Source organism: Ectothiorhodospiraceae bacterium BW-2 (assembly GCA_008375315.1).
In the GTDB taxonomy this organism is placed as follows: Bacteria; Pseudomonadota; Gammaproteobacteria; order Thiohalomonadales; family Thiohalomonadaceae; genus BW-2.
This window is the reverse complement of the sequence record CP032507.1, coordinates 2,433,709-2,446,800: the sequence shown is the minus strand read 5'-3', so window position 1 is coordinate 2,446,800 and position 13,092 is coordinate 2,433,709. Positions and strand designations below refer to the sequence as shown.

The window sequence follows — 13,092 nt, the reverse complement described above, 5'->3', positions numbered from 1 at the left end:
AATAGATTAGGCCATGGCCGGTGAAGCGGAGGTGCTGCGCTGTGCAGACGCCTGGCGAATAGTCATAACGACATTGTAGAGCATCACCGTCGCGCCCGCCCAGTAGATCATTCCACCTACCGCACGCATCGCATAGTAGGGGTGCATCGCAGCCACCGACTCGGCGAAGGTATAGGTCAAGGTGCCAAACTCATCGTAGTCGCGCCACATCAGACCCTGCATAATGCCCGATACCCACATTGCAGTGATATAGACCACCGCTCCGATGGTTGCCATCCAGAAGTGGAGGTTAACCAACTTAGCGCTGTACATGTCGGTATTCCAGAGCTTCATCACCAGATGGTAGAGCGCTCCGGCCGCCACCATGGCAACCCAACCTAACGCACCGGAGTGCACATGGCCTACCGTCCAGTCGGTATAGTGCGACAAGGCGTTCACCGTTTTCGACGACATGACCGGCCCTTCGAAAGTTGACATCGCATAGAAGGCAAGCGAGACGATCAAAAAGCGCAAAACATAGTCGGTACGCAGCTTATCCCAAGCGCCGGAGAGGGTCATCATGCCATTAACAGCCCCACCCCATGAGGGGATAATCATCGCTAGAGAGACAGCGGCACCTAAAGAGCCAGTCCAGTCAGGCAGTGCTGTATATTGCAGGTGGTGCGCACCGAGCCAGACATAACCGAACATTAACGCCCAGAAGTGGAGCACCGAGAGGCGATAGGAGAAGATAGGACGGTTAGCCTGCTTCGGGACAAAATAGTACATAATGCCTAAGAAGCCAGCAGTCAGGTAGAAACCTACCGCATTATGGCCCCACCACCACTGAATCATCGCATCCTGAACTCCGGAGAAGACCGAGTAGGAATCAAACAGGGTGACCGGAATCGCCAGTGAGTTAACCACATGCAGATAGGTGATCATCACCATCATCCCCATGAAGAACCAGTTAGAGACATAGATATGGGAAGTCTTACGCTTAGCAATCGTCATAATAAAGTTAGCGCTGTAGGCGAGCCAGACGACTGCAATAGCGATATCAATCGGCCACTCCAACTCAGCATACTCTTTACCGGAGGTCAGCCCAAGAGGCAGGGTGATCACTGCAGAGACAATAATCAGATTCCAACCCCAAAAGGTAAACCACGCCAGTTTATTGCTCCACAAACCTACCCCGCAGGTTCGTTGGACCGAATAATAGGCCGTTGCCATCAGGGCACAGCCTCCAAAAGCGAAGATAACCGCATTCGTGTGTAATGGTCGTAGCCGTCCGAAACTCAGCTCGGCCATATCAAAGTTCAGAAATGGCCACGCCAGCTCTGAGGCGACATAGGTACCCACCAGTGTTCCCACTACTAGGTATACGACCGATGCAACGGTAAACCATCGCACCACTTCAAAGTCATATTTTTGCTCTACTTGTGCTGCTTCCACGAGTAGTTCTCCTGTAAGTTGCTTAAAAATTACTAAAGTTCAGTATGGTTTTGTGCGACTGCCTCCAGCCGTTTGCCCTCGCCTGTAGCATCTGCCATCAGTCGAGAAGCTGAGTCGCTGTTTCGGCGCTCCAACCGCCACAACGCCCCCCAATCTGCCCAGAGTTTTTGGCCTCCTCTCTACCCCCAAGCAAAATTTTGAGTGGCGTATAATAGCTGAAAAAATGGATAATGAATATGCCCTGCCAAAAAAACTCTCAAAAAAACAGCTTCTTATTCCATACCTTTTCAGTCAGGAAAAGAGATTTATTGCGCTATCTCGCTGTGTTAACAAAGATTTAACTTGAATCGGCTCCTATTTATCCCCAGACAGTGGGAGTCGTCCCATTACCTGCCAAAGAGCCATTAACCCAATGAACCAGACCACTCCCCCCCTCAACGATGCCCAACAACAGATTCTCTACCATGAGGGAACAGAGCCTCCGTGGAGTAGTCCGCTAAATCGAGAACAACGCCACGGCAGTTACCACTGCGCCGGCTGCGGCAATAAGCTGTTCACATCAGAGATGAAATATGACAGCGGCAGCGGCTGGCCTAGCTTCTTTAACGCCGTAGCCGGAGCACTAGAGACCAAAGAGGACTACAAACTGGCGATGGTTCGTACCGAATATCACTGCGCTCAGTGTGGTGGGCACCATGGCCACCTGTTTAATGATGGCCCGGCACCGACCGGACGACGCTACTGCAACAACGGTCTGACACTCAAGTTCATCGCTGACTCGTAGAGCCGCAGTTTCCATTTGCCTGCACCATACCGCTTGCGCTTATAATAAGCCCGCACAACACCTATCTAATGTCATAGCCAACCACGATACCAAGGGAGTCAGCTATTATGAGACAGACAATTAACTTTGCACTATTGATCGCTCTGCTAACGGCATTAGCGAGTAGTCAGCTACTAGCGAGTGCTATCTACCGACCGTTTATTATGGCCGATCCGGTCAATGCTCGATCGGTGGAGACGGCTGCCACAGAGGTGCAGGCGAAACTGAACCAAGCGGGATTGGAGATTGTCGGCCAATACTCTCCCTTCCCGGGTGCCATTATCATTGGTGTCACCAGTGCGGAGCTAAAAAAGATCAGTAGCCAGAGCCGACATGGTGGCTTTGCCGCCGTGATGCATGTCGCGATTACCGCCACTGCGAATGGCAACGGCCTTGAGATTAGCTATACTAACCCCTCCTATCTGGGCTACGCCTATCAGGTGGGATCCTTAGAGAGCTTCGCCAATCAGCTAGAACAGGCGCTAGGTAATAGCGGCAATTTTGGCTCTGAAGAGGGGATTTCGGCCAATGATCTCGGTAACTGGCGCTATATGTGGGGAATGCCCTACTTTGAAGATGCGGTCACGCTGGAGGAGTTCCCATCTCATGAGGCGGCGGTTGAGTCGGTGGCTAACGCGTTAAACAACCCCGAAAGTGATATGCGTTCGGTTTGGCGGGTCGATGTAGGTGGCGAGCAGACTCTGTTCGGGGTGCAGCTACTGCGTGGTTACTGGAGCGATAATAAATTGATGTCAATTATGGCCACGCTCGATACCGGTGGCCCTAAACATACCGCTTCGCTCCCTTGGGAGATTTTGGTCTATAAAAATAGCGTCGTCTATCTGCCGGGCAAGTACCGCATCGCGCTGGTCTTTCCCGATTTAAGCATGGGAACCTTTATGCGCATTAGTGATGTGCCGGGGCAGATGGATAGATCGGCCAATAAGTTAATCGATCTAGCCAAATAGTTGCCGCTTACATCGCCACTCCCTCATTGAGAGGGAGTGGATACCATCACGGCATTAACCCGCCGAACCTGCGTCGGATTTTTCCCCGTTCGCGACCAATTCCCCACATATAGCCGAGCAACAGCAACCCCAAGGCTACTGCAGCAGTGACCGGTAGACGATACGGCTCCGGTAACCACGCCTCACTCTTTATCCGCTCAAGCTCTCGGCGCAAACGATCTCTCTCCTCGGTGCGTAACAGTAGTTGACGCTGTAACTGCTGTTCTGAAACCTCACTACGCTGCAGTAGCGCCTGCTGCTGCTCTAGCTGCTGCTCTAGCTGCCGCCGCTGTACCTCAATTTGCGCGATTTGAGCAGCTTCCGGTATAGCGGTAGTCACAAAGCGTGCATCGACCCAGCCAATTGTCCCGGCCGAATTTTTTACCTTATAGAACTCTTTACTCTCTTCGAGTAGCTCTAGCTCCTCCCCCGTCATCGCTTCGACTAACACTTTACTATCGCTGCGGGCATGACTAAGCAGAGGAACAGTAATCGTATCGGTGACATACCAGCGCTCAGCCTCTGCCATCACCATACCACTCCAGACGAACCCGACAACGGTACCTATCATGGCGATAGTACTCCAACGATAATTCACTCTACACCCTCCGTTTATAATAGATTCTGCACTGTTGCACCGGTCGCTACCCCCCTACATAGATAACTAGTTGTCGCTGCTGTGGCCGATAACGGTGCTCCCATAGATAGATCCCCTGCCAGGTACCGAGCGCTAGACGGCCACCTAGCACCGGTACCGAGAGTGAGGTTGAGGTTAGCGCTGCCCGAATATGGGCCGGCATATCATCTCTCCCCTCTAATCTGTGGGTATAGTGCGGATCACCTTCAGGGACTAGGCGTTTTAAAAACTGCTCTAAATCGTACTTCGCTGACGGGTCTGCGTTCTCTTGAATCGTTAAACTCGCTGAAGTGTGCTGCACCAAAATATGGCAGATCCCCTCCTCAATCGCAGCGTCAGTCACTACTCGATTAATCTCTGTAGTAATGGGATAAAGCCCCTGTCCGCTACTCTTAATCGTCATTACTTTAACCATGCGTTCTCCGGTAATAGGTGGCGAAGTGACAACGATAGCTATTTTGTGCATCGATCTCATGCCAACTCTCTTGCTGTAACTGCCACAGTCGCCACTCGACTTCAGGAAACCAAGTATCGCCCTCAAACACCCCTTCGACTTGGGTAACATAGAGTCTGTCAGCCAATATTAGGGCCTGCTGATAGATAGATGCCCCGCCAATAACCACCACTTCATCTGACTCTGCTCCCCCTAAATCGAGCCCCTGTTGCAGGGAGTGGCAGATGCTTCCCCCTGCGGCGAGATAATCTGTTTGCCGAGTCACAATAATGTTATGCCGCTGCGGCAACGGCCTAGCACCAAACGACTCCCAAGTCGCCCGCCCCATCACGATAGGCTTACCCAGAGTCTGTTTTCGAAACCACTGCATATCGGCAGGAAGTCGCCACGGTAATCGATTATTGTTACCGATCAATCCCTGACGATCCATTGCCCAAATAAGCGAGATCACAGCGGCAATTTATCATTCGCTGATAAAGCAAATAGCTGCTCTAACCCCTCCCCATCCAACAGTCGAGTGAGCCACTGCTCTAGCTGCACCGCAGACGCTGATCCAATCTGCTCGCTAACTTCAGTTGGTAAGGCTCCAAAACGGTGCTGCAATAGCTGTAGTAGCGTCTCCCGCTTGCCGGCCACAATACCACGCAACTCCCCTCGTGCTTCTCCTCGTGTCTCACCTCGTGCTTCTCCTCGTGCCTCGCCTCGTGCTTCTCCCTGCAAAAAACCTTTTGTAAAGATAGATTGATAGGCCCGAGTCTGTTCAATAGGAATCAACTCATTTAACATCTTCCATATCTCCTCTTCATTGAGCTCTTTAAACCGTTCAAATATAAGATACTGGTAGCACAGCTCCAACTGTTCGTCTTCTCTATGTTCAGAGATATAGCTCTTCAATCTCTGCCAGTGGTGTGCCGAATTTTGAATTAAGCGCTTTTTTGTCTCAACTAGCGGGGCAAAAGCGATCACAAACGGGTTTTCAGGCTCTTCAAACAACCAGTGTTTTAGCACCTCCCGTAAATAGACGACTCTAATCAGGGCGCTCTTCCTCCTTAGGAGCGAAGGATAGCGCGGTTTGTGGCGCTTACTCAATAAGATCAAGACCCCAATCACATCTCTATCGGGGTGCTGCTCTCCATATAGACCCATCTTGGTCATCAGGTTATAGCCAATCGTTGACAATTTTTGTGCCTGAAACTCAACCACATAGACTGGGTCATCCGTCGCTTCTACCGGTTCAAACAGCGCATCAATCCGCCGCTCTATCCCTTTGATGCTCGTCGAGGAGAATTGATACTCTCCCTGTAGCTCTATGCCACCGCTTAAGATTCGAAACGCCTCACTGCCGAGAGTCAGATAGTCATAAATTAATGGATCGCTCTTCACCCCTTCACCCCGTCACTTCTATAGCCTCCAACAGAAGCGAGTCACAACGGCGACTTATCATTCGTTGACAAAATAAATAGCTGCTCTAACCCTTCCCCATCCAACAGTCGAGTGAGCCACTGCTCTAGCTGCACCGCAGACGCTGATCCAATCTGCTCGCTAACTTCAGTTGGTAAGGCTCCAAAACGGTGCTGCAGTAGCTGTAGTAGCGTCTCCCGCTTGCCGGCCACAATACCACGCAACTCCCCTCGTGCTTCCCCTCGTGCTTCCCCTCGTGCCTCTCCTCGTGCCTCTCCTCGTGCTTCTCCTCGTGCCTCGCCTCGTGCTTCTCCCCGCAAAAAACCTTTCGTAAAGATAGATTGATAGGCCCGAGTCTGTTCAATAGGAATCAACTCATTTAACATCGTCCATATCTCCTCTTCATTGAGCTCTTTAAACCGTTCACAAAGACAGAAGTGAGTCACACCGCTACCGGCGCTTTAATTAAAAGAGATCACAACGGCGACTTATCATTCGTTGACAAAATAAATAGCTGCTCTAACCCTTCCCCATCCAATAGTCGAGTGAGCCACTGCTCTAGCTGCACCGCAGACGCTGATCCAATCTGCTCGCTAACTTCAGTTGGTAAGGCTCCAAAACGGTGCTGCAGTAGCTGTAGTAGCGTCTCCCGCTTGCCGGCCACAATACCACGCAACTCCCCTCGTGCTTCCCCTCGTGCTTCCCCTCGTGCCTCTCCTCGTGCCTCTCCTCGTGCCTCTCCTCGTGCCTCTCCTCGTGCCTCTCCTCGTGCCTCTCCTCGTGCTTCTCCCTGCAAAAAACCTTTCGTAAAGATAGATTGATAGGCCCGAGTCTGTTCAATAGGAATCAACTCATTTAACATCGTCCATATCTCCTCTTCATTGAGCTCTTTGAACCGTTCAAATATAAGATACTGGTAGCACAGCTCCAACTGTTCGTCTTCTCTATGTTCAGAGATATAGCTCTTCAATCTCTGCCAGTGGTGTGCCGAATTTTGAATTAAGCGCTTTTTTGTCTCAACTAGCGGGGCAAAAGCGATCACAAACGGGTTTTCAGGCTCTTCAAACAACCAGTGTTTTAGCACCTCCCGTAAATAGACGACTCTAATCAGGGCGCTCTTTCTCCTTAGGAGCGAAGGATAGCGCGGTTTGTGGCGCTTACTCAATAAGATCAAGACCCCAATCACATCTCTATCGGGGTGCTGCTCTCCATATAGACCCATCTTGGTCATCAGGTTATAGCCAATCGTTGACAATTTTTGTGCCTGAAACTCAACCACATAGACTGGGTCATCCGTCGCTTCTACCGGCTCAAACAGCGCATCAATCCGCCGCTCTATCCCTTTGATGCTCGTCGAGGAGAATTGATACTCTCCCTGTAGCTCTATGCCACCGCTTAAGATTCGAAACGCCTCACTGCCGAGAGTCAGGTAGTCATAAATTAATGGATCGCTCTTCACTCCGCCCCCCCTATAGCCTCAAACAGAATGAGTCATACCGCTACCGGTGCCTTAATATGCGGATGGTGTTGATAGTTCTGCAAAGTAAAGTCGCCATAGCCAAAAGCAAAAATATCTTTTACAGCGGGGTTAATTGCCATCGTGGGTAGAGGATAGGGGGTTCTCTCTAACTGTAACTCTGCCTGCTGCAGATGGTTCGAGTAGAGGTGGGCATCCCCTAGGGTATGGATAAATTCACCCGGTGCCAAATCACACACCTGCGCGATCATCATCGTGAGCAGAGCATAGGAGGCGATGTTAAACGGTACCCCTAGAAAAATATCTGCACTGCGCTGGTAGAGCTGACAGGAGAGTTTGTCATTAGCGACATAGAACTGAAACAGTAGATGGCACGGTGGCAGCGCCATTTTGTCGATATCGGCCACATTCCAAGCAGAAACGATTAGCCGACGCGAATCGGGGTTGGTTCGAATCTGTTCAATAAGCTGCGAGATTTGATCAATAGACTCTCCAGAGGCCGTTGGCCAGCTACGCCACTGGTGACCATACACCGGCCCTAGTTCACCCTCTGGATCGGCCCACTCATCCCAAATCGAGACGCCGTGCTGTTTTAGGTAGTCGATATTGGTCGAACCACTCAAAAACCAGAGTAGCTCATGGATAATCGACCGCAGATGGAGCTTTTTGGTAGTGACGATTGGAAAACCAGCCGCCAAATTAAAACGCATCTGATAGCCAAAGAGGGAGCGGGTACCGGTGCCGGTGCGATCGCTCTTATCCACCCCCTGCTCCAATACGGTTCTCATTAGCTGTAAATAGCTATCCATGCAGCAACTCTCTCGGGTGGCGACGATAGGCTAACCATAACAGCCCGATACCGATCGCGATCAGCGGCAGCGATAGCACCATTCCCATCGTTAGCCATTCGCCAGCTAGATAGCCGATATGGGCATCGGGTTCGCGCACAAATTCGACCATAAACCGAAAGGTGCCATACCCTAGTGCAAATAGTCCCGATACGGCCATCACCGGACGCGGCTTGGCGCTAAACCACCAGAGAATGATAAATAACACCACCCCTTCGAGCAAAAACTCATAGAGCATTGAGGGGTGTCGTGGCAGTGGGCCGGCACCGGGAAAGATCATCCCCCACGGCAGTTCGGTTGTCCGTCCCCACAGTTCGGCGTTGATAAAGTTGCCTAACCGTCCGGCCGCAAGGCCTAGCGGCACTAGTGGGGCGACAAAATCGATGACACAAAAGTAGCAGCGACCATTTTTACGCGCCAAAAACCACAGCGCGGCCATCACCCCTAATAAGCCACCATGAAACGACATGCCCCCCTGCCAGATTTTAAATAGGGTAAGGGGGTTATCGACTAAGGCATCGAAGTTATAGAACAGCAGATAACCGACTCTACCACCGAGAATCACCCCTAAAGCGCCAAAGAAGATTAGATCTTCGACCTCTTTATGCGACCACTGGTAGCTCGCCGCTCGCAGTCGCCCCAGCCACCAAGCAGCCGCAAAGCCGATAAGGTACATCACACCGTACCAGTGAATTTTCACTGCGCCGAGGTCGAGCGCTACCGGATCGATATTAGGATAGTTAAGCATTAGATAGAGATAGGTAGCTCAATTAACGGTTAAGTTGACTTCGAATCGAAAAGTCATCCGAAGTGACGCAGTTCTCAAGTGCCGATACCCGTTGCTGTATCTGCTGTAGTTGTCGTGTGGCCTGTGAAATTTGCTCGCGCTGCTGTTGTAGGGAGATTTCGTTCTCTCTTTGGCGCGAGAGAGCATTAGGGTTCGATTTGAGCAGCAGTACCAAGCCAAAATAGAGTAAGATAAAAAAGGGCTGTACTAGACCGATAAAGAACCAGATAGTGCGTAAGAAGATGCGGTTAATATCGAGGTAGGTGGCGATACCAGCGCAGACCCCGAACAGCACCCGATTCTCCCGATCGCGATAGAGTGGCAGTTGTATCATTGCCGAGCTCTCCAATCGGGCAGCGACTCGTCGAGAATAATCTCCAGCGATTCAACCCGCCTTTGTAATCGTTCCGCCTGCTCTGTAAGCTGGGCTACCTGTTCTCGCTCCTCTTTCGAGAGGCCATTTTTCGCTTGCGCTGTTTTTAGCCGATAGTGCAGAAAGAGCCAAATCGGCAGGATAAAAATCAAAATGACATAGATAGCATCTTCTATGGCTTCCATATTTATACTCCTGTTTTAAAAATTAAAGGGTGAGCTACTCAAAAAACATGAATCACTAACAACATACGGAAGGATTTTGGTGAATACCGAACGGCTCTCATTACCCAATACTTGTGTTGAAGCGCTAATTTCTGCCTCTATCCAAACAGCATACTCTTTAAGATAGGTTAGGTTAAAGTTAGCCACCCCATTTTCATCCGTTACCACTTCGCTTGGCAACGAACCCGCGCTTGAGCTTGGTGGGGTTATCATACCATTCCCATCTGAGTCGATCTCACCATCATCAAGGACAAGATTACGATTAACATCATCATTATCGTAAACGGCATTAATAATAGGTGAGCAGACGCCGTTTGCATCGGGTAGCGACCAACTACCCGTGCGATATTTCATTGGCCATAGATGCAAATAGACTCTCTGATTACCTACCGCATTACCCGCCGAGTCAGTTACTAATAGCGAAATAGGTAACTTATATATCGTATCATTATAATCTACGCTAGCTGTTGTCGCAGCCCCTAAAGTGACCGAAGCTGCCGACTGGTTAATAATCAGTGTCACGCTATCATTATGGATTACATTATTATCTTGGTCATAGAGAGTCGCTGTCACATCCACCCCTTGTGAATCGCTGCTCAAACTCCCTGAGAAGAAACGACTCTGCGCCACACCAGCGACATCGGTCACCGCATAGGGAGGTTCTAGGTATTCCCCTCCTCCAGTACTATTGGAGATTTGAAACTGCACTAATGCCCCAGAAACCGGCTGGCCATTATCATCTTTCACTCTGGCAATCAGGGTGGTCGAATTTTGGTTATCGCCACTTGAAATACCTAAAGTTGCAGCCGTTGCTTGAAAATTAATCGTATCGGTAGCTGTTACCGTTGAATTAGTAAAATAGACGGTCAACTTATCCACTGAGCTACTCTCTTCACCACCGTCTAGAACCTGTACCGAAGCCGTACCACTCTCGGTAGCCGAGAGTACCGCAGAGGCAAAACGATCAGTCATGCCGTTACAAGTCGTATCATTAACCACCGGTTTCACAACTACCGCACTATCTACGCTATCCCACTGACCATGGCTGGTGACAAATTTAACCGACTCGGAGATAGGAGCACGCACGCAAACCGTTAGTTCGTTGTTAATTTCATTGGTGACAGGGGTCTGTGCCGGAGAGGTGATTTGAAGCGCTGTCGAAGCCCCCTCAATGGCGAGGCTCTTCTGCTGTTGCCGATTCAAGGCAGTCGCGGTAACGGTGATATTGCCCGCGTTGGTAGCCGTCAGCGATTGAAAGAATTGCCCTAATACATCGGTGAAACCCGAGGTCGTGACCAACTGTGAGTCACTCTCACTCCCCCAATGACCAGCGCCCTCACCGTCAGATGAGATCGATAACTCAATAGGCACCCCGTAAATACCAACCCCAGCGGCATCCGTTAATGAGACCGTCACCCCTATCGACTCATCGGTACGCAGTGATAGCTGTGCCGGTTCAAGCAAAATATCACTGCCGGTAATGACAATCGGAATCTGTTTTTGCTCCAAGCCTTCAACTAAGGCGGTGATCACAACCGTTTGGTTTATCTTTTCATTGCCGGCGCTCAGGGTTACCGCTGCCACACCATTGTCACCAGAACTGACCTTACTGTGGCTTAACTGTCCGCCTGTCGTACTAAAATTGACCTCGATTTCGGAGAGTGCGCCTCGGTTTTGATCCAATATGGTCGCGCTAATCGTTGCTTCACTTATTCCATCAGTCTTTACAGAGACGGCATTCGTCGCTAAAAATAGGTGCTCTGCTTTGACTGCCGCCACCGTCGCAAGCCCATTATTTTCCACCAGAAAACCACGAGTCGCTATGGCTGTTACCATCCAAGCCGAATCGGCTCTAGCTGAAATAAAATAACTACCGGTAGGAAGAGAGAGAGTTTTTACAGCCTCACCACCAAATTGATAAAACAGTGTAGCAATTTTATTGTTATTTTTATCGTAGAGCCAAAAATAGTTATCCCTATCTGTACCACTGTAATTGATTGAAAATGTTACCACATTGGTATCGTCTATTTTCAGCAATTTATCACTATTACCCGTTCCACTCCCTTGTAGAGTCGCGGTTGTAACCGTACCATCATCCACAACCGTATCAGTATCAGTATCGGTATCGGTATCGGTATCCACCACCTCCGGCTCTACCACAGTTATCTGCTGCTGTTTGGAGAGATTAAAATTATCTGCCACAACCACAGCCACACTATCTATCACCTCAGCTTCACCAGCACGATAGGTCACAGAGGCAACCCCAAAAGCATCGGTTTTTAGCTCTTGAGCCGATAGCGAACCACCACTACGATTGACGATTAGACTAAAATGTACGCTAGCTCCAACGATCGGCACACCATAGCCATCTTTAACAGTTGCCTGAATAACGGTCTCCGTTCCAGTCTCTAGCCTATCTTTGCCCGCCGACAGGGTTAGCTCAGCGGCTGTGGCAGCAGTGAGGTTAATTTGAATCAAGTCACTCAATCGCCCACTCGATGCCGTCATTTTGGCACTACCTATCTCGCCCGGTACCCCCTGCAGTGTGACCATTGCCCGCCCCTGCTGATCGGTTTTGGTCACCACGCTACTCTGCACGCCTGCTCTATCAAGATCGATATCGCCCATGGTGGTTGTGAAGGTAACTATCTGTTCAGGGATGACCTCCCCTAAAACATCTCGCAAAACCACAAAACGGCTTATCAAGCTCTCACCATCAGCCGCTAGAGCCGCTACGCCGTCAATAAACTCAACCTCTGCCAAACTCTGCGAGGGACGGGTGATCTCAATCGTTATCGCATCGACTATCTCATCAGCCTCAGCACTCAGGCTATCCATCCCTGATCCACTACCGGCAACCAAATCAACCGTAGCCCTACCATCGCTATCGGTCACCAGCCGACTCTCACTCAACACAGATCCAATCTGACTCTCAAGCTGTAGCGCCAGCGAGATATCACTCAAGGGGTTACCGTAACGATCTTGCGCGATCAGTTCGATAGTCTGGGTGCTACCCACCTCCATGAACTCAACATACTGCCATTCGATAGTCGATAGTGACAGCGGCACTATCTCAAACTGTTGCAGCAGTTCACCACCGGGGTAGCGGATAATGACCGATGCCACCCCACTCTTTTGACCGGGAAGAAAAGTTAAGTTAACTACCCCACGACTATCGGTCATCAAACGGTCAGGGGCATATCGCATCACTCCCGCTACAGCCACAGCTTCTGTTTCTGTTGCCACCTCGGCCACATCGTCAGAGGGCTCGCACGCCTCACTGCTCTCAATAACAGCCCCCTCAGCGGTAAGTAATTGCCCCAAATCGCTACAGATATCTACCGGCACCCCCGCTAGCGGCTTGCCCTGACTATCACTAATTTGCAGCGCCAGCACAATGGCCTCACTTCCGGCATCTACTCTGGTCGCAACCCTATTCAAATCGACACTCTCAATCAGTGTCGCATATTGAGAATCGGTCAATGGTGGCAGTACCGCCAGGTTATCTTCCGGCTCGCTATCTGATTGACAGGCCGCTATTAGTAAGCCCCCCCCAATCACCATGAGCCGCATAGACATAGACAGACACATACGCATAAACAGAAGCATAACAGTCTCGCCAAACAT

General features: G+C 50.4%; 14 protein-coding genes. 2 read left to right on the top strand and 12 right to left on the bottom strand.

Going from position 1 to position 13,092, the window contains the following annotated elements; all coding sequences use genetic code 11:
* Window positions 1-6 precede the first annotated feature (6 nt).
* Window positions 7-1,434 carry a cytochrome-c oxidase, cbb3-type subunit I gene (gene ccoN, locus D5085_11875; protein ID QEP43756.1) on the bottom strand — a complete coding sequence of 476 codons (1,428 nt, stop codon included), beginning with the start codon at window positions 1,432-1,434 and terminating at the stop codon, window positions 7-9.
* A gap of 412 nt (window positions 1,435-1,846) precedes the next feature.
* Between ccoN and msrB the strand changes: the two genes are divergently transcribed.
* Together msrB and D5085_11865 are read left to right on the top strand one after the other, a co-directional pair.
* The gene (gene msrB / locus D5085_11870; GenBank protein ID QEP43755.1) at window positions 1,847-2,218 is read left to right on the top strand and encodes a peptide-methionine (R)-S-oxide reductase; all 372 of its coding nucleotides are present in this window, start codon (window positions 1,847-1,849) and stop codon (window positions 2,216-2,218) included.
* A gap of 107 nt (window positions 2,219-2,325) precedes the next feature.
* Window positions 2,326-3,225: a hypothetical protein gene (locus tag D5085_11865; protein ID QEP43754.1), complete on the top strand. Its 900-nt coding sequence runs from the start codon at window positions 2,326-2,328 to the stop codon at window positions 3,223-3,225.
* Window positions 3,226-3,271: 46 nt separating this feature from the next.
* On the opposite strand, the gene D5085_11860 is transcribed toward D5085_11865, so the two are convergent.
* The 11 genes from D5085_11860 to D5085_11810 all read right to left on the bottom strand — a co-directional run bounded on the left by D5085_11860 (window position 3,272) and on the right by D5085_11810 (window position 13,092).
* A complete protein-coding gene (locus D5085_11860) occupies window positions 3,272-3,835 on the bottom strand; it encodes a TIGR04211 family SH3 domain-containing protein (GenBank protein ID QEP43753.1) in 564 nt (187 codons plus the stop codon).
* Window positions 3,836-3,908: 73 nt separating this feature from the next.
* A complete protein-coding gene (locus tag D5085_11855) occupies window positions 3,909-4,316 on the bottom strand; it encodes a YjbQ family protein (protein ID QEP43752.1) in 408 nt (135 codons plus the stop codon).
* The gene (locus D5085_11850) at window positions 4,309-4,806 is read right to left on the bottom strand and encodes a dihydrofolate reductase (GenBank protein ID QEP43751.1); all 498 of its coding nucleotides are present in this window, start codon (window positions 4,804-4,806) and stop codon (window positions 4,309-4,311) included. The genes D5085_11855 and D5085_11850 overlap by 8 nt, the downstream gene beginning before the upstream one ends.
* Window positions 4,803-5,738: a DUF2887 domain-containing protein gene (locus D5085_11845; GenBank protein QEP43750.1), complete on the bottom strand. Its 936-nt coding sequence runs from the start codon at window positions 5,736-5,738 to the stop codon at window positions 4,803-4,805. Before D5085_11845 ends, D5085_11850 begins: the two co-directional genes overlap by 4 nt.
* 41 nt (window positions 5,739-5,779) lie before the next feature.
* On the bottom strand, window positions 5,780-6,142 hold the full coding sequence (locus D5085_11840) for a DUF4351 domain-containing protein (GenBank protein ID QEP43749.1): 363 nt from the start codon (window positions 6,140-6,142) through the stop codon (window positions 5,780-5,782).
* An 89-nt stretch (window positions 6,143-6,231) separates the two neighbouring features.
* Window positions 6,232-7,215 carry a DUF2887 domain-containing protein gene (locus tag D5085_11835; protein QEP43748.1) on the bottom strand — a complete coding sequence of 328 codons (984 nt, stop codon included), beginning with the start codon at window positions 7,213-7,215 and terminating at the stop codon, window positions 6,232-6,234.
* A gap of 32 nt (window positions 7,216-7,247) precedes the next feature.
* Window positions 7,248-8,042 (bottom strand): thymidylate synthase, encoded by a 795-nt coding sequence (locus D5085_11830; protein ID QEP43747.1) that lies wholly within the window; start codon window positions 8,040-8,042, stop codon window positions 7,248-7,250.
* Entirely contained in the window at window positions 8,035-8,829 is a 795-nt protein-coding gene (locus D5085_11825; protein QEP43746.1) for a prolipoprotein diacylglyceryl transferase, read from the bottom strand. Before D5085_11825 ends, D5085_11830 begins: the two co-directional genes overlap by 8 nt.
* A 22-nt stretch (window positions 8,830-8,851) precedes the next feature.
* Complete coding sequence (locus tag D5085_11820; protein QEP43745.1) at window positions 8,852-9,202, bottom strand: PspC domain-containing protein; 351 nt, start codon at window positions 9,200-9,202, stop codon at window positions 8,852-8,854.
* Window positions 9,199-9,426: an envelope stress response membrane protein PspB gene (pspB, locus tag D5085_11815; GenBank protein ID QEP43744.1), complete on the bottom strand. Its 228-nt coding sequence runs from the start codon at window positions 9,424-9,426 to the stop codon at window positions 9,199-9,201. The genes D5085_11820 and pspB overlap by 4 nt, the downstream gene beginning before the upstream one ends.
* A 15-nt stretch (window positions 9,427-9,441) precedes the next feature.
* Window positions 9,442-13,092, bottom strand: coding sequence for a hypothetical protein (locus D5085_11810; GenBank protein QEP43743.1), 3,651 nt, complete (start codon window positions 13,090-13,092; stop codon window positions 9,442-9,444).